The 18,758-nt window shown below is 72.1% G+C and carries 19 protein-coding genes; 7 read left to right on the top strand and 12 right to left on the bottom strand.

Translation table 11 applies throughout. The annotated features are described in order from the left end of the window. Window positions 1-206: 206 nt before the first annotated feature. Window positions 207-839, top strand: a complete 633-nt coding sequence (locus DMB38_RS24250; RefSeq protein ID WP_047017897.1) for an O-methyltransferase — start codon at window positions 207-209, stop codon at window positions 837-839. A 174-nt stretch (window positions 840-1,013) separates the two neighbouring features. Here DMB38_RS24250 and DMB38_RS24245 read toward each other — a convergent pair whose 3' ends face one another. Then, entirely contained in the window at window positions 1,014-1,181 is a 168-nt protein-coding gene (locus DMB38_RS24245) for a DUF3117 domain-containing protein (protein WP_018834979.1), read from the bottom strand. A gap of 341 nt (window positions 1,182-1,522) precedes the next feature. Here DMB38_RS24245 and DMB38_RS24240 point away from each other — a divergent pair, with 341 nt between their 5' ends. Next, window positions 1,523-2,326, top strand: coding sequence for an enoyl-CoA hydratase-related protein (locus tag DMB38_RS24240; RefSeq protein WP_125936933.1), 804 nt, complete (start codon window positions 1,523-1,525; stop codon window positions 2,324-2,326). 45 nt (window positions 2,327-2,371) lie between these two features. On the opposite strand, the gene DMB38_RS24235 is transcribed toward DMB38_RS24240, so the two are convergent. Both DMB38_RS24235 and DMB38_RS37695 read right to left on the bottom strand, forming a co-directional pair. Further along, the gene (locus DMB38_RS24235; RefSeq protein ID WP_125936932.1) at window positions 2,372-2,953 is read right to left on the bottom strand and encodes a DNA-3-methyladenine glycosylase I; all 582 of its coding nucleotides are present in this window, start codon (window positions 2,951-2,953) and stop codon (window positions 2,372-2,374) included. Beyond that, window positions 2,950-3,558 carry a DivIVA domain-containing protein gene (locus tag DMB38_RS37695; RefSeq protein ID WP_125936931.1) on the bottom strand — a complete coding sequence of 203 codons (609 nt, stop codon included), beginning with the start codon at window positions 3,556-3,558 and terminating at the stop codon, window positions 2,950-2,952. Before DMB38_RS37695 ends, DMB38_RS24235 begins: the two co-directional genes overlap by 4 nt. A gap of 242 nt (window positions 3,559-3,800) precedes the next feature. Between DMB38_RS37695 and folP the strand changes: the two genes are divergently transcribed. Further along, complete coding sequence (gene folP / locus DMB38_RS24225; protein ID WP_125936930.1) at window positions 3,801-4,661, top strand: dihydropteroate synthase; 861 nt, start codon at window positions 3,801-3,803, stop codon at window positions 4,659-4,661. A 19-nt stretch (window positions 4,662-4,680) separates the two neighbouring features. On the opposite strand, the gene DMB38_RS24220 is transcribed toward folP, so the two are convergent. After that, the gene (locus DMB38_RS24220; protein ID WP_125936929.1) at window positions 4,681-5,421 is read right to left on the bottom strand and encodes a TIGR00730 family Rossman fold protein; all 741 of its coding nucleotides are present in this window, start codon (window positions 5,419-5,421) and stop codon (window positions 4,681-4,683) included. Between the two features lie 161 nt (window positions 5,422-5,582). Beyond that, window positions 5,583-6,656: a succinyl-diaminopimelate desuccinylase gene (dapE, locus tag DMB38_RS24215; protein ID WP_125936928.1), complete on the bottom strand. Its 1,074-nt coding sequence runs from the start codon at window positions 6,654-6,656 to the stop codon at window positions 5,583-5,585. A 136-nt stretch (window positions 6,657-6,792) separates the two neighbouring features. On the opposite strand from dapE, the gene DMB38_RS24210 reads away from it, so the two are divergent. Further along, the gene (locus tag DMB38_RS24210) at window positions 6,793-7,716 is read left to right on the top strand and encodes a heavy metal transporter (RefSeq protein WP_125936927.1); all 924 of its coding nucleotides are present in this window, start codon (window positions 6,793-6,795) and stop codon (window positions 7,714-7,716) included. A gap of 283 nt (window positions 7,717-7,999) precedes the next feature. Beyond that, window positions 8,000-8,368 (top strand): hypothetical protein, encoded by a 369-nt coding sequence (locus tag DMB38_RS24205; RefSeq protein ID WP_047017889.1) that lies wholly within the window; start codon window positions 8,000-8,002, stop codon window positions 8,366-8,368. Window positions 8,369-8,506: 138 nt separating this feature from the next. Here DMB38_RS24205 and dapC read toward each other — a convergent pair whose 3' ends face one another. Both dapC and fdxA read right to left on the bottom strand, forming a co-directional pair. Beyond that, a complete protein-coding gene (gene dapC / locus DMB38_RS24200; protein WP_125939237.1) occupies window positions 8,507-9,613 on the bottom strand; it encodes a succinyldiaminopimelate transaminase in 1,107 nt (368 codons plus the stop codon). A gap of 100 nt (window positions 9,614-9,713) precedes the next feature. Beyond that, window positions 9,714-10,040: a ferredoxin gene (gene fdxA / locus DMB38_RS24195; protein WP_027754067.1), complete on the bottom strand. Its 327-nt coding sequence runs from the start codon at window positions 10,038-10,040 to the stop codon at window positions 9,714-9,716. Window positions 10,041-10,151: 111 nt separating this feature from the next. Between fdxA and DMB38_RS24190 the strand changes: the two genes are divergently transcribed. Together DMB38_RS24190 and DMB38_RS24185 are read left to right on the top strand one after the other, a co-directional pair. Further along, window positions 10,152-11,165, top strand: coding sequence for a GNAT family N-acetyltransferase (locus DMB38_RS24190; RefSeq protein WP_125936926.1), 1,014 nt, complete (start codon window positions 10,152-10,154; stop codon window positions 11,163-11,165). A 136-nt stretch (window positions 11,166-11,301) separates the two neighbouring features. Beyond that, window positions 11,302-12,171 (top strand): transglutaminase-like domain-containing protein, encoded by an 870-nt coding sequence (locus tag DMB38_RS24185; RefSeq protein WP_125936925.1) that lies wholly within the window; start codon window positions 11,302-11,304, stop codon window positions 12,169-12,171. Between the two features lie 75 nt (window positions 12,172-12,246). Here DMB38_RS24185 and DMB38_RS24180 read toward each other — a convergent pair whose 3' ends face one another. From DMB38_RS24180 to DMB38_RS24160, 5 genes are all read right to left on the bottom strand, one after another. Continuing rightward, window positions 12,247-13,383 (bottom strand): dipeptide ABC transporter ATP-binding protein, encoded by a 1,137-nt coding sequence (locus DMB38_RS24180; protein WP_125936924.1) that lies wholly within the window; start codon window positions 13,381-13,383, stop codon window positions 12,247-12,249. A 14-nt stretch (window positions 13,384-13,397) separates the two neighbouring features. After that, window positions 13,398-14,459: an ABC transporter ATP-binding protein gene (locus DMB38_RS24175; RefSeq protein ID WP_125936923.1), complete on the bottom strand. Its 1,062-nt coding sequence runs from the start codon at window positions 14,457-14,459 to the stop codon at window positions 13,398-13,400. Between the two features lie 10 nt (window positions 14,460-14,469). Further along, complete coding sequence (locus tag DMB38_RS24170) at window positions 14,470-15,447, bottom strand: ABC transporter permease (RefSeq protein WP_101421755.1); 978 nt, start codon at window positions 15,445-15,447, stop codon at window positions 14,470-14,472. 101 nt (window positions 15,448-15,548) lie between these two features. Beyond that, window positions 15,549-17,312, bottom strand: a complete 1,764-nt coding sequence (locus DMB38_RS24165) for an ABC transporter substrate-binding protein (RefSeq protein ID WP_125939236.1) — start codon at window positions 17,310-17,312, stop codon at window positions 15,549-15,551. A 123-nt stretch (window positions 17,313-17,435) separates the two neighbouring features. Continuing rightward, entirely contained in the window at window positions 17,436-18,488 is a 1,053-nt protein-coding gene (locus DMB38_RS24160; protein WP_240662441.1) for an ABC transporter permease, read from the bottom strand. Between the last annotated feature and the right edge of the window lie 270 nt (window positions 18,489-18,758).

Raw genomic sequence — 18,758 nt, 5'->3', positions numbered from 1 at the left:
CCGTATCACTTCCGTCTCCCCCAACGCACGGTCCGGCCAGCAGGTTCCCAGGGGCAGCGGATACAGTCACGCTTGCGACGGATGCAGGTGCAGGTGCCAACGGGGAACAGGAGAAGGCGATTACCGGCAACCGGCTGGCGAGCTGGTCGTTCGCGGAGGCGTACGGCACGGACGGTGCCGCGGACGCCGGCGGCGGCCGGGCCGGGGTGACCCCGGGCGACCCGGCGGCTGCGACGCGTGCGCAGGGCTCGGCGACGGCTGCGCTGCACTGGGCGCGGCAGCGGGCCCTGGAGGCGGGGCTGCGCCAGGTGTCCGCGGGCGCCGGGGCCGCGCTGCGGCTGCTCGCGGCGACGGCGGGCGCCAAGGCGGTGGTCGAGATCGGCACCGGCACCGGCGTCTCCGGCATCCACCTGCTGCAGGGCATGCGCCCCGGCGGGGTGCTGACGACCGTGGACCCCGAGCCGGAGCGGCAGCAGTTCGCGCGCCAGGCGTTCCGGGCGGCGGGGTTCGCCGCGAACCGGGCGCGGATCATCGTCGGCCGGGCGCTGGACGTGCTGCCGCGGCTGGCGGACGGCTCGTACGACATGGTCTTCTGCGACGGCGACCCGCTGGAGTGCCTGGAGTATCTCGGCGAATCGTTGCGCCTGCTGCGGCCCGGCGGCGTGGTGTGCTTCGAGGGCGTCTTCGCGGACGGGCGCACGGTGGACTCGGCGGCCCAGCCCGACGAGGTGCAGAAGGTGCGCGAGTTGCTGCGCGCGGTGAAGGAGAGCCGGGAGCTGATGCCCGCGCTGCTGCCGGTGGGGGACGGGCTGCTCTGCGCCGTCAAGCGCGAGGCGTGACGGGCGGGAAGGACCGGACGGACGTGACGGATGTCACGGGCGTGCGGGCGGAACGCGCGGACGGCACCGGGTTCTCCGGTGCCCCGCGGGCGGGGATACGGGCCCGGAAGGACGATCCGCCCCGGCCACCGCGTGGCCGGGGCGCATACAGGGTTCTTCCGGACCTCGGTCCGACTAGCTGACGACCTTCTTCAGGGCGTCGCCGAGCGCGTCGGCTTCATCGGGGGTCAGCTCGACGACGAGCCGCCCGCCGCCTTCGAGCGGAACGCGCATGACGATGCCCCGCCCCTCCTTGGTCACCTCGAGCGGGCCGTCGCCCGTCCGCGGCTTCATGGCCGCCATGCTCGTTCCCCTTCCTGAAACCAGCTCTTCGTTGAGAAGCTTCGACGGCCCGTGGACAGGCTCGTCGCCACCGGCATCGAACACAGTGCTTCTCGCCCATTATCCCGCATTGCCGGTCCTGATGACCAACATCGGTCCGCATACTCTCGGCGACGTCCGACCGCAAAACCTCCCAATTCCCGCCAGAGGGATGCGATACTGCGCCCTTCCCGGCCGGGGCGCGCCGCGTTTCCATTTGACGCACGTCACATGTCGCGGAGCGGTGATCTCCGCCATGCTGACGGCACCGGACGAGACGCGGCAGAGCCCCGGTGATCCCGGGGCGTAGCGAAGGGAAGAACATGGCGGACACCGTGCTGTACGAGGTCGCCGACGGACTCGCGACCGTCACCCTCAACCGCCCGGACGCGATGAACGCCCTCGACACCGGGACCAAGAACGCCCTGCGCGACACCCTGCGGGAAGCCGCGGCGGACGACGCCGTACGGGCCGTGCTGCTCACCGGCGCGGGGCGGGCCTTCTGCGTGGGGCAGGACCTCAAGGAGCACATCGGCACCCTCGCCGCGGCCCGCGCCGCGCAGCGTACGGACCACGCGATGGACACCGTCGCCGAGCACTACAACCCCATCGCCGCCGCCCTCGCCGGGATGCCGAAGCCGGTGGTCGCGGGCGTCAACGGGGTCGCCGCCGGGGCCGGCGCGGGCTTCGCGTTCGCGGCGGACTACCGGGTGGTGGCCGACACCGCGTCGTTCAACACCTCCTTCGCGGGCGTCGCGCTCACCGCGGACTCCGGCGTCTCCTGGACCCTCCCCCGCCTCGTCGGCCACGGCCGCGCCGCCGACCTGCTGCTCTTCCCGCGCCGGATCCCCGCGGCCGAGGCGCTGGCGCTGGGCATCGCGAACGTCGTCGTGCCGGCGGCGGAGCTGGCTGCGGAGGCGGCGGCGGTGGCCCGCCGGCTCGCGGCCGGGCCGACGGGGGCGTACGCGGCGATCAAGGAGTCGCTGGCGTACGGGGCGGGCCACGGGCTCGCGGAGACGCTGGCGAGGGAGGCGGAGCTGCAGTCCCGCGCGGGTGCGTCGGAGGACCACAGGATCGCGGTGGAGGCGTTCGTGGCGAAGGAGGAGCCGCGCTTCACGGGCCGCTGATCCCGTACGCCGGCGGGGCGGCACCGGGCCCGGAGCCCCGCGCGGCTAGCGCGCGTGGCAGTCCGCGAGGTGGTCGTCGACCAGGCCGCACGCCTGCATCAGCGCGTACGCCGTCGTGGGGCCGACGAACCGCACGCCGCGCCGCTTCAGCTCCTTGGCCAGCGCCGTCGACTCCGGGGTGACGGCCGGGACGTCCGCGAGCGTGCGCGGCGCGGGGCGGCCGGCGGGGTCCGGGGCGAACGACCAGATCAGGGCGTCGAGTTCGCCGGGGGTCCAGGCGGCGAGGGTCTTGGCGTTGGCGAGGGTGGCCCGCACCTTCAGCCGGTTGCGGATGATGCCCGGGTCGGCGAGCAGCCGCTGCTCGTCCCCGGGGCCGAACTCCGCCACCGCGGCGATCTCGAAGCCGGCGAAGGCCGCCCGGAAGCCCTCGCGGCGGCGGAGGATCGTCAGCCAGGAGAGCCCGGACTGGAACGCCTCCAGCGACAGCCGCTCGAAGAGCGCGTCGTCGCCGTGTACGGGCCGGCCCCACTCCTCGTCGTGGTACGCGACGTAGTCCTCGGCCGAGAGCCCCCAGGGGCAGCGCAGCAGCCCGTCGGGGCCGGCCACGGCCCCGCCCTCGGCGCTCATGCGCGGCCGTCCAGGCCGTCGCGCGGGTCCGCACCGCCGGGCCCCCGGCCGTGCGCTTCCCGGCCGCCGGCGTCCCGTCCGGCCAGGTCCGTGCCCCCGTTGCCCAGGCCGCCCGGGTCCCGGCCGCCCGGGTCGCGCGCGCCCAGGTCCGTGCCCCCGTCGCCGCGCCCGCCCAGGTCCCAGGTGCCCAGGTCCGTACCGCCGTTGCTCCGCCCGCCCGGGTCCGCGACCCCGCCCGCGCCGCCGAAGCCCGGTCCCGGCGGCGCGTCCTCGTACCCCTGTCCGCCCGTTCCTCCCCCGCGGTACGCCGCCGCGTGCGCGCCCGCCAGGGCCGCCTCCAGCTCCGCGATGCGCGCGTCCCGCTCCGCCAGCTCGGCGGCGACGCGGTCCAGCGCGTCGTCCACGTCCTCCATGCGGTACCCCCGCAGGGCGACCGGGAGCCGCAGCGCGTCGATGTCGGCGCGGCCGAGCGGGCGGTCGGGCGGCAGCGGGTCGTGGAGCCGGTCCGGCTGCGGCTCGGTGAGCTCCTCCTCGCCGTTCCCCGCCAGCACGAGGGTGACCGCGGCCACGACCACGACCATGGCGATGAGCATGAACCAGAACACGATGTCTCCCCGTGGACAGCCGGGGCGCCGGACGGCCGCGCCCGGTACGCCGGGTGGCTGCGCCCCACCATAGCCGGGCCCTGTGACAGTCCCCGCGGCCCGGCGCACGGACCCCGTACCCGCACACCCCACCGGGACGGGTCCGGCGCCCCGCCCGCCGCACGCCGCCCCGCCGCGCCCGCGGGCTAAGGTCGCGGGAGGAGCCCGGGGCCGCCGCCCCGGAGGACGTCAGAGGAGGCAGCATGCTGCGACTGGGGTCGCGCACTTTCGCCGCGCACGAGCCGGTGATCATGGCGATCGTCAACAGGACCCCGGACTCCTTCTACGACCAGGGCGCCACCTTCCGCGACGAGCCCGCGCTGGCCCGCGTCGAGCAGGCCGTCGCCGAGGGCGCGGCGATCATCGACGTCGGCGGGGTGAAGGCCGGCCCCGGCGAGGAGGTGTCGGCGGCCGAGGAGGTGCGCCGTACCGCGGGCTTCATCGCCGAGGTGCGCCGCCGCCACCCGTCCGTCGTGATCAGCGTCGACACCTGGCGGCACGAGGTCGCCGAGGCCGCCTGCGCGGCCGGCGCGGACCTGCTGAACGACGCCTGGGGCGGCGTCGACCCGCTGGTCGCCGAGGTCGCCGCGCGGCACGGCGCGGGGCTCGTGTGCACCCACGCCGGCGGCGTGCAGCCGCGCACCCGGCCGCACCGCGTCGCGTACGACGACGTGATGGCCGACATCCTGCGGGTCACCCTGGGGCTCGCGGAGCGGGCCGTGGAGCTGGGCGTACGCCGCGACGGCATCCTGATCGACCCCGGGCACGACTTCGGCAAGAACACCCGGCACTCGCTGGAGGCCACCCGCCGGCTCGGCGAGATGACGGCGGCGGGCTGGCCGGTGCTGGTCTCGCTCTCGAACAAGGACTTCGTCGGCGAGACGCTGGCCAAGCCGGTGAAGGAGCGGCTGATCGGCACGCTCGCCACCACCGCGGTCTCGGCCTGGCTGGGGGCGCAGGTGTACCGGGTGCACGAGGTGGCCGAGACCCGGCAGGTGCTGGACATGGTGGCCGCCATCGCGGGCCACCGCCCGCCCGCGGTCGCGCGCCGCGGGCTCGCCTAGCGGCCCGTACCGCCCGCCCCTACGGGGTCTCCTTGGTGACCAGCCCCACGGCCTCGGACACGTCGTCCGTGATGTGGAAGAGGTCGAGGTCCCGCTCCGCGGCCTTGCCGCCGTCCACCACGGTCTTGCGCAGCCAGTCGACGAGCCCGCCCCAGTACTCGCTGCCGAAGAGGACGATCGGGAACCGCGTGACCTTCTTCGTCTGCACCAGGGTCAGCGCCTCGAAGAGCTCGTCCATCGTGCCGAAGCCGCCCGGCAGCACCACGAAGCCCTGCGAGTACTTCACGAAACACGTCTTGCGCACGAAGAAGTAGCGGAAGTTCACGCCGAGGTCGACGTACCGGTTGAGCCCCTGCTCGAAGGGCAGCTCGATGCCCAGCCCCACGGAGAGCCCGCCGGCCTCCAGCGCGCCCTTGTTCGCCGCCTCCATCACTCCGGGCCCGCCGCCGGTGATCACCCCGAAGCCGGCGTCCACCAGCCCCTTGCCGATCGCGACGCCGCGCGCGTACTCCGCGCTCTCCGGTGCCGTACGGGCCGAGCCGAAGACGCTGATCGCGGGCCCCACCTCGGCGAGCGCGCCGAACCCCTCGACGAACTCCGCCTGCATCCGCAGCACCCGCCACGGATCCTCGTGCACGTACTCCGCGGCGCGCTCCCGGGTGTCCAGCAGGTGCTGGTCCATCGTCCCGCGCTGGATGCGGCTGCGGCGGCGGATGACGGGGCCGAGCCGCTGCTCCTGGAACTCCTCGCGGTTCGCCACGGGCGCGCTCCCTTCCTCGTGCTGACTCGTGTCCGGCGACGAGTCCGACCGTACGGCTTCCGCGTACGGCGATCTCCGGGCCCCAGGCTAGGCGAAGCCGCCCCAAGCCATGTGAACCCCGGCAGAAACCACGGCGGAACAGCCGGTGACACGGCCCGCGCTCAGGCGGTGAGCCAGGCGCGCAGCCGCTCCTCGCAGTGGTGGATACGGGCCGTGTGCACGTGCTCGTCGCGCTTGTGCGCGTAGTTCGGGTCGCCGGGTCCGTAGTTCACCGCGGGGACGCCGAGTGCCGTGAAGCGGGCCACGTCCGTCCAGCCGTACTTCGGCCGCGGGACGCCGCCGACCGCGGCGGTGAACGCGGCGGCCGCGGGGTGGGCGAGGCCCGGCAGGGCGCCCGGGGAGCTGTCCTCGACGGTGATCGCGGCGATGCCGCAGCCGTCGAAGTACTCCCGTACGAAGGCGATCGCCTCGTCCTCCGAGCGGTCGGGGGCGTAGCGGAAGTTGACGGTGACCTCGCAGACGTCCGGCACGACGTTGCCCGCGACGCCGCCGGAGACGCGGACGGCGTTGAGGCCCTCGCGGTACTCCAGGCCGTCGATGACGGCGTGCCGCGGCTCGTACGCCGCGAGCCGGGCCAGCGCGTGGGCGGCGGCGTGGATGGCGTTGGCGCCGAGCCAGCTCCGCGCGGAGTGGGCGCGCTCGCCCTCGGTACGGAGGACGGCGCGCAGCGTCCCCTGGCAGCCGCCCTCGATCTCGCCGTCGGACGGCTCCAGCAGCACGGCGAAGTCGCCCGCGAGCCAGTCGGGGTGGCGCTCGGCGAGGCGGCGCAGGCCGTTGCGGGAGGCGTCGACCTCCTCGTTGTCGTAGAAGACGAAGGTGAGGTCGCGGTTGGGCGCGGGCACCGTGGCGGCGATGCGCAGTTGGACGGCGACGCCGGCCTTCATGTCGGAGGTGCCGCAGCCCCACAGGACGCCGTCCTCGTACGTGCCGTCGAGGCGCGAGGGCAGGTTGCCGGCGACGGGCACGGTGTCGATGTGCCCGGCGAGCACGACGCGCTCGGCGCGGCCCAGCCGGGTCCTGGCGACGACGGCGTCGCCGTCGCGGTCCACCTCCAGATGCGGCAGGCGGTGCAGCGCGGCCTCGACCGCGTCGGCGAGGTGCTTCTCGTCGCCGCTGACGGAGGCGGTGTCGACGAGCTGGGCGGTGAGCCGTGCGGCATCGAGCGTCAAGTCCATGCCGACGACCCTACGGCCCGGTGCGCCGGCCCTCGCGCCGTCCGTACGCCGTACGCACCCCCTACGCGCACCGGGCGCGCCGCCCGCCGCGCTCCCGCCGGCCGCGGTCGTCCGCCGCGAACGCTACGGTGGGCCCGTGCCAGCCTCCGACGTCTTCCGCCGCCGCCTCCTCCGCGCGTTCGTCGCGCTCGTGGTGCTGGGCGGCGTGGGCGCGTACCTGCTGGTCCACCTCAACACCGGCGGCGGCCCCGCGCCGCGCTGCGAGGTGCGCGGCAAGGGCGAGGGCGAGCCGTACGAGCTGGATCCGGAACAGGCCGCCAATGCCGCGACGATAAGCGCCGTGGCGTCCTCCCGGCGGCTGCCGGAGCGCGCGGTGACCATCGCGATCGCCACCGCCATGCAGGAGTCGGGGCTGCGCAACATCGAGCACGGCGACCGCGATTCGCTCGGGCTCTTCCAGCAGCGCCCGTCCCAGGGCTGGGGCACGGAGGAGCAGATCCTCGATCCGGTCTACTCCACCGGGAAGTTCTACGAACACCTGGCGGAGATCCCCGGCTACTCCCGGCTGCCGCTCACCGAGGCCGCGCAGCGCGTGCAGCGCAGCGGCTTCCCGCAGGCGTACGCGAAGCACGAGCCGGCCGCCGCCCGGCTCGCCGCCGCGCTCACGGGCCGCGACGGCGGCGCCTTCACCTGCACGACGGCGAAGGGCGACACCCGCTCCGGCGATCCCGCGCTGCTGCGCGAGGCGCTGAAGCGGGAGTTCGGCGCCGGCGTGCTGCCGGACGCGGGCGGTTCGGGCGAGGGGTCAGGGGGCGCGAACGGGGCCGGTGCCGGGCAGGTGCTGGTGCTGCCGGTCGCCGGGGACGGCGCGGACGCGGCGGGCCGCGGCTGGGAGCTGGCGCACTGGGCGGTGGCGCAGGCGCCGCGGCTGCGCGTCGCGCAGGTGTCCTTCGCGGGCCGCGAGTGGCGGGCCGAGGACTCGACCGCGGGCTGGCGCGAGGTCGAGGGCGCGAACGCGGAGGCGGGCGCCGCGTCCGTCCGCATCGTCACCGAGCCCTAGCGACCGCGGACCCGTACGGGGGATGCCGGTCAACGCGGGCTGACGGCGCGGCGCCATTCCCCGTTCTTTTCCACGATCCGACAAATCCCCGGTGGGGCGGGTCTCCGGCCCCTCGAACGGCGCTCGCACCGACCTGCTTTGCCCGGTTTTCTGGCGAAGCAGATTATGCGACGCATTACCAACTCTTTACGTAGGGCGACCGCAACCTTCCGGCGCCTCACGCGGTAGTCACAGCGTCCGCACGGCGGACATGCCCATCAGCAGCCCTCCGCAAAGGAGAACCATGTCCCACCCCCTGAAGCGCCACCTCGCCCGGGTCGCACTCGTCGTCGCCGCCGGTGCCGCCCCGGTCGTCGGCGCCGCGGGTGCCGCCGGCGCCGTCGAGCTGCCCAGCACGAACGGCCTGAACCCGGTCAGCGCGCTGGAAACCGGCTCGCTGCCCGCGACCGCCTCCCAGACCGGCAGCGAGGTGCTCACCACCGGTACCGAGACCGCGAACCAGCTCGGCGAGAACGCCGGCCCGACCACCGAGAAGGCTCTCGGCGCGGTCCAGGACACCACCGGCAAGACCGTCGAGCAGGGCCAGGGCGCCGTCGGCGACACCGCCGCGAACCTCACCCCGGAGCTGCCCACGTCGGGCCTGGGCCTCTGAGCCCGTCCGGCTGACCACGAGGCCGCCGGTGGCCCGCGGAGCCGTCCTCCGCGGGCCCGGCGGCCCGTCAGCGCCGCGGCGGGTCCCGCGGCGGCGCACCCGGGATCTCTCCCGGGCCGGCGGCGGCGCTGCGGCGCGTCAGCCCCGCAGCGCCGCCAGCCGCTCCACGGCTGCGGCCACGCGCTCGTCGGTGGCCGTGAACGCGACCCGTACGAACCGCTCCCCCGCGGCCCCGTAGAACTCCCCGGGCGCCACCGCGATCCCCAGCTTCGCCAGCTCGGCGACCGTGTCCCAGCACGGCTCGTCCCGCGTCGCCCAGAGATAGAGCGACGCCTCGCTGTGCTCGATCCGGAAGCCCGCCCCCGTCAGCGCCTCGCGCAGGGCGGCCCTGCGGCGGGCGTAGCGCTCGCGCTGCTCGGCCACGTGCCGCCCGTCGCCCAGCGCGGCGATCATCGCCTGCTGCACCGGCTTCGGCACCATCATCCCGGTGTGCTTGCGCACCGCGACCAGCTCGCGCACCACCGCCGCGTCGCCGCCCGCGAACCCGGCGCGGTAGCCGGCCAGGTTGGAGCGCTTCGACAGCGAGTGGACGGCGAGCAGTCCCTCGTACGAGCCCTCGCTCACCGACGGGTGCAGCACGGACACCGGCTCGGTCTCCCAGCCCAGCTCCACGTAGCACTCGTCGGAGGCGACCAGCACCCCGTGCGCCCGCGCCCACGCCACCGCGCGGCGCAGCTCGGCGGCGTCCATGGTGCGCCCGGTGGGGTTCGACGGGGTGTTGAGCCAGAGCAGCTTCACCCGCGCCGGATCGAGGTCCGTGACCGGATCGGCGTACGTCACGGGCTCGGCCCGCGCCGTCAGCGCCCCGATCTCGTACGTCGGATAGGCCAGGCCCGGGTACGCGACCTGGTCGCCCGGCTCCAGCCCCAGCAGCGTCGGCAGCCAGCCGACCAGTTCCTTGGTGCCGATCGCCGGCAGCACCGCGTCCGGCCCGATGTCCGCCCCGAGCCGCCGGCCGAACCAGCCGGCGACGGCCTCGCGCAGCGCCGGAGTGCCCCAGGCGAGCGGGTAGCCGGGGCTGTCGGCGGCGTCCGCGAGCGCGGCCCTGACGACCTCGGGAACCGGGTCGACGGGGGTGCCGACGGACAGGTCGACGATGCCGCCGGGATGAGCGGCGGCGGCGGTCTTGTACGGCTCCAGCCGGTCCCAGGGGAAGACGGGCAGCCGGGAGGTGACGGGTCGCACTCTCACTGTCCTCACTCGACGCAACAGCCCCCGCCGATCAGCCCGGGGCCGACGGGGCGGGGGCAATGCGTATCGCCGTGGTACTCGGTCCTGCTCGTGCTTACTCGTCGTGCTCCTGCGGAGGGAGGGCCGCGACGATCGGGTGGTCCCGCTCGATGAGGCCGAGCTTCGAGGCGCCACCGGGCGAACCGAGGTCGTCGAAGAACTCGACGTTCACCTTGTAGTAGTCCTTCCACTCCTCCGGAGTGTCGTCCTCGTAGAAGATCGCCTCCACGGGGCAGACCGGCTCGCAAGCACCGCAGTCGACGCACTCGTCCGGGTGGATGTACAAGAACCTCTGGCCCTCGTAGATGCAGTCGACGGGGCACTCCTCAATGCAGGCCTTGTCCTTGAGATCCACACAAGGCTCTGCGATGACGTAGGTCACGCTGTCGTTCCTCCTCGATCAGGCTGGCGGCGCGGGAGCGCGGCGTGTCGATGCCCGCACCTAGTATCTCCGTTCCCGGGCACGGAGCGAACAAGAGGGGCGTGGAGAGCTGTGGAATTCACCACTGGGGCGCGGCTCGAAATCCGCATCACCCCCGCTGACGTGGGAAAACGCGTTTCCGTACGGCGACTGACAGATGCCTGCGAGGGGGACGCGCGGTTCACGGACGCGGTCGGTGTGCTCACATCGTGGGACGCGGGCGAACTGCGTCTCACCAGGCGGAACGGCGAGGTCGTCCGGATCCCGGAGGCCGCGGTGGTGGCGGCGAAGGCCGTACCGGCCGCTCCGGCGCGGCGGCGCGGCCCGGCGGCGACGGCGGCGGAGCTGACCCGGGTGGCGGCACGGGGCTGGCCGCCGGTGGAGAGCGAACGGCTGGGCGACTGGACGCTGCGGGCCTCCGCCGGCTTCACGAGCCGGGCCAACTCGGTGCTGCCGCTGGGCGGCCCCGGGCTGCCGCTGGACGCGGCGCTGGCGCGGGTGACGCGGTGGTACGGGGAGCGGGGGCTGCCGGCGCTGGTGCAGGTCGCGACGGGCGCGGCGGGCACGGCGGAGCCGCTGGCGGCGGAGCTGGACGCGCGCGGCTGGACGGTGCGGCGGTCGGCGCTGATGCAGGTCGGCGAGCTGGCGCCGGTGGCGGACCGGGGGGAGGCGGGGCGGGTGGAGCTGTCCCGTACGACGTCGGCCGCATGGTTCTCGCTGTACAACCGGGCGGCGGAGCTGACGCCTGCCGCCCGTACGGTGCTGGAGGGCGGCCCGTCGGTGTGGTTCGCGACGGTCCGGGACCCCTCCGGCGCCGATTCGTCCGGTACCCCGGCGGCGATCGGCCGCTGCGTGGTCGACGGCCGCTGGGCGGGCTTCGCGGCGGTCGAGGTCGCCCCGGCCCACCGCCGCCGCGGCCTGGCCACGGCGGTGATGGCGGCCCTCGCCACCCGCGCCCTGGAGGAGGGCGCCTCGGCGGCGTACCTCCAGGTGGAGCCGGAGAACACCGCGGCCCTGGCCCTCTACGACGCCCTGGGCTTCACCACCCACCACAGCTACCACTACCGCCGCCACCCCACGCCGTAGCGGACAGCGGGCGGGCCGCCGCGGGCCGGCCGCGGCGGCCTCCGCGGCCGGCGGGCGGCGCATCACCGCCTCCTCCCTTCACACCTGTCGCACGTTTGCGCGGGACGTCCTCCCTGTTGCGTCGCACAATGGGGGCATGAGTACGTCCGGAGTGGATCACCGGGCCCGGTTCGCGGAGGAGGCGCGTGTGCCGCGGCCCGATCTCGCGCTGCTCTGTCTGCTCGTCGGGGCCGAGACCGATCCCGGGCTCGACGAGCGCGGCATCGACGCCGTGCAGATCGAGCTGGACGAGCTGGCCGGGCAGTTGCCCTACGCGCCCGGCGGGCCCCGCGCGTGGGCGCGGGCCGCCGCGGACCTGCTCGGGGAGCGGTACGGGTTCCACGGGACGCCCGGCGACTACCGGCGCCTGGAGTCGTCCCAGCTCCACGAGGTCCTGCGCCGCCGCCGCGGGCTGCCGATCATGCTCTCCGTGATCTGGATGGAGGTCGCCCGCCGCGCCGGCGCCCCGGTGTACGGCGTGGCCCTCCCCGGGCACTTCGTCGTCGGCTTCGGCCCCTCCCCCGCCGGACAGCCCCTCGCCGACCACCCCGCCGGGGGCGGCCCCGTCCTCGCCGATCCCTTCGACGGCGGCCGGCTCCTCTCCACCGCCGACGCCGAGCTGCTCGTCGCCGAGGCCACCGGCGGCGAGCCGCTGTCGCCCGCGATGCTCGTACCCGCAGATCCGCTCGCGATCGTGCTGCGCGTCCTCAACAACATCCGCGCCTGGGCCGCCCGCCGCCCCGAGCAGTCCGACGTGCAGCTCGCCGCCGTCGAGCTGGCCCTGCTGCTGCCCAGCCACCCCGCCCGGCTGCGCCACGAGCGCGCCCAGCTCCTCATCGCCCGCGGCGACTTCGTCACCGGGGCGGCGGAGTTGGAGGAGTACGCCTCGGTGATCGCGGCGATGGAGCCGCAGGCCGCCGACAACCTGCGCCGCCAGGCCCGCGCCGCCCGCGCCCGTCTCAACTGACCCGCGGCACCACGCCCGTACGCGCACGGAGGCCGGTGCCCAGGGCACCGGCCTCCGTGACGGACGACGTACGGGCTACTCCTTCACCGGAGCCGCGCTCGAACCTTCCTCCAGCGCGGCCAGCGCCTTGTCCAGGATGACCTCTTCATCCCGCTCCACCGTGGGCTCCTCGGGGAAGTGGCACGCGGTCAGGTGCCCCGCGTTGTTGCCGCCGATCTGCACCAGCGGCGGCTCCTTCTCCCCGCACACGTCCTGCGCCTTCCAGCACCGGGTACGGAACCGGCACCCCGACGGCGGGTTGATCGGCGACGGCACGTCGCCCGCCAGCCGGATGCGCTCCCGCGGCTTCTCGTCCTCGTCCTCCGAGAGGGTCGCCTCCGGCACGGCCGAGAGCAGGGCGTGGGTGTACGGGTGCCGCGGCCGGGTGTAGATGTCGTCCCGGGGGCCGATCTCGACGATCTTCCCCAGGTACATGACCGCGACGCGCTGCGAGAAGTGCCGCACGACCGCCAGGTCGTGCGCGATGAAGAGGAACGCGATGCCCATCTCCCGCTGCAGCTCCTGCAGCAGGTTGACGACCTGCGCCTGGATCGACACGTCCAGCGCCGAGACCGGCTCGTCCGCCACGATCAGCTTCGGCTTCAGCGCCAGCGCCCGCGCCACCCCGATGCGCTGCCGCTGACCGCCCGAGAACTCGTGCGGGAAGCGGTTGTAGTGCTCGGGGTTGAGGCCGACGGTCTCCAGCAGCTCGCGGACCCGCTTCTCCCGCCCGCCGGGCGGGGTGATCCCGTTGACCTCCATCGGGCTGCTGATGATGGTGCCGACGGTCTGCCGCGGGTTCAGCGACGAGTACGGGTCCTGGAAGATCATCTGGATCTCGGACCTGATCGGCGCGAGTTGCTTGCGCTTGGCGTACGTGATGTCCTGGCCGCGATACGTGATCTTGCCGCCGGTCGGCTCCAGCAGCCGCGTGAGCAGCCGCCCGGTCGTCGACTTGCCGCAGCCGGACTCGCCGACCAGGCCGAGGCTTTCGGCCGCGCGTACCTCCAGGTCGATGCCGTCGACCGCCTGCACCGCGCCGACCCGCCGCTTGATCGGGAAGCCGCCCATGATCGGGAAGTGCTTCGTGAGCCCCTCCGCGGTGAGCAGTTCCTCGCCGGCCGTGGTGGGGGTGTCGTCCCGGGGGCCGGGGAGGGTGAGTTCTTCGCTCATGGTGGTCAGTCTCCCTAGCCCAGCCGGGGCTTGATCTGCTCGATGAAGATGTCCTGCTTCTGCCCGGCGCTCAGGTGGCAGGCGGCCCCGCGTCCTTCGGGCAGCACCGGCCGGTCCGTACGGCAGGCCGTGCCGCCCACCTCGCCGGTGAAGCCGCACCGCGTGTGGAACGGGCAGCCCGGCGGCGGGCTCAGCAGGCTGGGCGGCGAGCCCTTGATCGGCGTGAGCGGGGTGTTCACGTCCGAGGAGAGCCGCGGCATGCTGCTCAGCAGGCCCCAGGTGTACGGGTGCTGCGGCTTGCGCAGCACCTCGCGGGTGGTGCCCCGCTCCACGGCGCGCCCCGCGTACATCACCAGGATGTCGTCCGCGACGTTCGCGATGACGCCGAGGTCGTGGGTGATGAAGACGATCGCGGAGCCGAACTCGTCCTGGAGGTCCCTGATCAGGTCGAGGATCTGCGCCTGCACGGTCACGTCGAGCGCGGTGGTCGGCTCGTCGGCGATGAGCAGGTCGGGGTTGCAGACGAGCGCCATCGCGATCATGGCGCGCTGCCGCATGCCGCCGGAGAACTGGTGCGGATAGTCGTCCGCGCGCAGCTTGGCGTTGGGGATGCCGACCTTGTCCAGCATCTCCACGGCCCGCGCGTGCGCCTCGCGCTTGGAGACGCCCATGTGCTTGCGGTACGGCTCGGCGATCTGCCGGCCGACCGTGTAGAAGGGCGAGAGCGCGGTGAGCGGATCCTGGAAGATCATCGCCATCTTGTTGCCGCGCAGCTTCTCCAGTTTGCGCTCGGGCGCGCCGATCAGCTCCTCGCCGTCGAGGCTGATGGAGCCCTCGATGTTGGTGAACATCTGGTTGTGCAGGCCCAGCACGGTCAGGTTGGTGACCGACTTGCCGGAGCCGGACTCGCCTACGATGCCCAGGGTCTTGCCGCGCTCGACGTCGAAGGAGAGACCGTCGACGGCCTTGACGACGCCGTCCTCGGTGGTGAACTGCACGCGCAGGTCCTGCACCGAGAGGAAGGCACCGCCCGCGGACGGCGCGGAGCCTTCCGATTCCTTGGTCAGGGTGGTCACTGCTCTTCTCCTAGGACAGACGGATGCGCGGGTCGATGAAGGCGTACGCCGCATCGACGATGACGTTCATGAGGATGATCATGGTGGACGAGAACAGCAGGATGCCCATGAGCACCGGCAGGTCCGCCTTGAACACGGAATCGATGGAGAGCTGGCCCAGGCCCGGCAGCGAGAAGGTGAACTCGGTGATGATCGCGCCGCCCAGCAGCGAGCCGAGGTCGATGCCGAAGATCGTGACGACCGGGATGAGGGCGCCGCGCCAGGCGTAGCGGAAGAAGACCGTACCCGAGGACATGCCCTTGGCCTTGGCCGTTCTCACGTGCTCTTCCTGCAATTGCTCGATCATCGTGGACCGCACCATACGGGTGTAGTTCGACGCGAAGATCGTGGAGAGCACCGCCCAGGGCAGGATCAGTCCGACCGCCCATTTCCATGGATTGTCGGTGAAGGCGTTGTACGCCGGGTCGCCGAAGAGTCCGGTGCTGTACACCAGCGCCCACAGCACGAGCGGGCCGATGAAGTAGATCTGCAGCGAGCCGATGATCAGCGAGCTGCCGCTGACGAACTTGTCGAGCACCGTGCCGCGCCGCCAGGCGGCGATCATGCCGGCCCCGACGCCGAAGAAGAGGAAGACGATGGCCGCGCCGATGGTGAGCGACAGCGTGGTGGGGAAGCGGTCCTGGATGAGGGTGAGGACGTTCTCGTCGTGCACGAAGGAGCGGCCCAGGCAGGGCGCCGGGCATTCGCCCGTCGGGAAGGAACGGCCGGCGAAGATGCCGGAGAGGAAGTTCCAGTACTGCACGGGCACGGGGTCGTCGAGGCCGAGGGCCCTGCGGATCAGCTCCAGGTTCTCCGGAGTGCACTTCTCGCCGCAGGAGATGCGGGCGGGGTCACGCGGGATGGCGAAGAACAGGAAGAAACAGACCGCGCTGAGGATCAGCAGGATGATCAATGCGCCGATTGTCCGGCGAATCAGGAAACGAAGCATGACTGTGGGCTGCTTTCGAAGGACAAAGCGGCGACGTGGTTGAAGGGGTGGTGCGCGGGGGCCCGCCGATCGGGCGGGCCCCCGCGTACCGGAGGTGGTGCCTACTGCTTGAGGTAGATCTTGCGCAGGTCGATGTCACCGATGACGTCGTCGTACTGCACGCCGCCGATGTTCGAACCGTAGAGCTGGATCTGCTTGTAGTACGTCATGGGGATGTTGGAGATCAGGTCCTCCACCACGTACTGCGAGAGCTTGTTCCACTCCTTGGCCGCCTCGGCCGGGTCCGTGATCTTCTGGATCCGGTCGATCTCGGAGTTGACGTGCTCGTCGTTGGTGTGCGAGTAGTTCGACGAGCCGTCCTGGATCTGCCGGCCGTCGTACAGCGGCGGAACCACGGTGCTGGCGGACGGCCAGTCGGCGCCCCACGCGCTCACGTACATGTCGAACTTGTTGTCGACGAGACCGATCTGGTCGTAGTACGTCTCGGCCGCGATCTCCTTGCGCTGGACGTCGAAGCCCGCTTCCTCCAGGGTCTTCTCCATCGTGGGCGAGTAGTTCTGGCCCTCGGGGGTGTTGATGTAGCCCCAGGTGAGCTTGTAACCGACCTCGCCGGCCTCTTCCAGGATCTTCTTGGCCGCGGCCGGGTCACCCAGCGGCTTCTTCAGCTTGCCGAAGGGGTCGTAGCCCTCCTCGTAGCCGGAGACGGTCGGGCTGATCAGACCGCCGGCCAGCTCCATGCCCTGCGGGCCGCCGAAGGCCTGCTGGTAGGGCTGGATCGGCAGGGCGTACGCGATGGCCTCGCGGACCTTCTTGTTCTTGACCCGGTCCATGTTGATGGCCATCTGGGCGACGTACGGCTGGTAGCCGTTGACCGAGCGCTTCTGGGCCTCGGCGTCCTTGTTCAGCTTCGGCAGCGTGGCGGCGTCCACGTTGTTGGTGAAGCTGATCGAGTTCTTGTTCACGCCCTTGTCGGCCATCAGCCGCTCGGCCGAGGTCTCGAACTGGATGTTGAACGAGATCTCGTACTTGTCCGGGTAGGCGTTCCGCGTCGAGTCGGTCGCCGGGTCCCAGTGCTCGTTCTTGACCAGCGTCATCGACTTGCCGGTCTTGAAGGACTCGATCTTGTACGGGCCCGCCGTCATCGGGGCCTTGTCGTACTTCTCCTGGGTGTCCTTCGCCTCGGAGACCATCGAGTAGCCCGGCATCGCCAGGGCGTACGGGAGGTCCGGCTTGGGCTCCTTGAACTTGAAGACGATGGTCTTGTCGTCAGGCGTCTCCAGGACGGAGTCCGGCAGGTGGTCACCCTTGTACGGACCGTCGGGCAGCAGCTCGCGGTACTCGGTGCCCGGCACGTTGGCCAGCCACTGCTGGATGTAGACCGGGCCGTCGTTGATGAACTCGGCGAACTGACGCTCGAAGGTGTGCCGGACGTCCTTGGACGTGATGTCCGTGCCGTCGGCCCACTTGATGTTGTCCTTGAGCGTGTACGTCCAGGTGCGGCCGCCGTCGGAGGGCTTGCCGCTGTCCGTGGCGAGGTCGCCGACGAGGGTCTGCTTGCCGTTGAAGTCGGCCTTGTAGCCGGTCAGGCCACGGTGGATCAGCCGCGCCAGGGCGCCCTCGTCCGAGACGTATATCTGTCCCGGGTCGAGGTGCGCGTAGCTGTCGCGCTGCATGACGGGGATCGTGCCGCCCTCCTGGGCGCCCTTCACCTCGGGCGCGGGCCCGGTGGACGCCTTGGCGTCACCGAACGGTATCTGCGCCTGCTGCTCCGCCGCCTTCTTCTTGTCGTCCTGCTGCGAGTCTGTGTTCTCCGAGCCGCTGCTGCAGCCGCTCAGGGCCAGGGCCCCGGCTGCGAGCGCCGCCATCACGGCGTGCGATCTGCGTACACCCCTGAGAGTCACTGTCTACCACCCTGTCTGTCGGTCTTGACTTGCTGTGCGTGTTCACACCCGTGCCACGGCGGTCGCACCCTGGCGGCGGTACGAACGTCAGCGCGCGGCCTTCGGATCGAACGCGTCGCGGACGGAGTCCCCCAGCAGGTTGAAGGCGACCACGAAGATCACGATGGCGACGCCGGGGAAGAACATGAACGTGGGAACGGTCTCGGACACGTCCGCGGCCCGCGCGAACATCAGCCCCCAGTCGGGGGTCGGGTTCACCAGGCCGACACCGAGGAACGACAGTCCCGCGGCGTTCGTCACGACGAGCGGCAGCTCGAAGGTTCCCTGCACGAGGATGGGAGTGACGAGGTTCGGCAGCATCTCCTTGCGGATGATTCGCCAGTTCGACGCCCCGCTCACCTTGGCGGCCTCGACGAACTCGCGCTCCCGCATCGACAGCGCGACACCGCGCACGATGCGCGCCATGCGCATCCAGTTCAGCGCCGCGAGCACCCCGATCAGCACCGCGACGCGCAGCCAGGTGGGCGTCGCGTCCTCGGGAGCGACGAACATCGCGGTGATGACGGGCATGAACGCCACGAAGAACAACTGGCTCGGGAACGCCAGCATCAGGTCGGTGAAGCGGCCGATCAGCGTGTCGGTGCGGCCGCCGGTGAAGCCGGCGGCCACGCCCAGCAGGACGCCGATGCCGACGGTGAGGATCGTCACCGCGACGGCGATGGCCAGCGAGGTGCGGATGCTGTAGATCAGCAGCGTGAAGACGTCGCGGCCGAGGATGGGTTCGAGGCCGAACCAGAACTCGCCGCTGATGCCGCCGTTGGGCTTGATCGGGTAGCCGAGAGGGTCGAACAGCTCGGGCTTGCCGGTGGCCGAGTTGTAGAGCGTGTACGGCGACTTCCCGTACAGCTTCGCGATCAGCGGAGCGAAGATCGCGACCAGCACGAAGAAGCCGACGACATACGCGGATATGACTCCCGCGCGGTCGCGCTTGAAGCGCTGCCACATGAGCTGACCGGGCGATTTGCCGATGTGTTCGGCAGTCTGCTGCCCACCAGGGCCGGCCGAACCCCGCTCGAGTCCTGCGGGGTCGTACGGTGCGCCTTTGGGCGCCTCCGCCATGGCCGGGACCGGACTGTCCATAGGTGATTGCTCCCGAACCGGGTGTGCCGCAGCGCCCGTGCACGCTGCGGTGGTTGACGGGACTTTCGCAACCGATTCATCCCCCAGTCAAGGGGGTGACGGGGGAAGCTGAGGTGCGGAATCGCTTCTTGAGCGTATGTTTTGCAGATTGAGGTCCGTACGTGCTTGACAAGACGCCTTAGTGACCGACATATCCGACATAACGCGTCGAAGGTCGTTAACACGTCGGCAACCCGTCTGTCGCATCACCGATATACGAACGCGTCACTC

The sequence above is a fragment of the Streptomyces sp. WAC 06738 genome, assembly GCF_003945505.1.
In the GTDB taxonomy this organism is placed as follows: Bacteria; Actinomycetota; Actinomycetes; order Streptomycetales; family Streptomycetaceae; genus Streptomyces.
The sequence above is the reverse complement of the archived record's forward strand: the minus strand, read 5'-3'. Positions and strand labels throughout refer to the sequence as shown.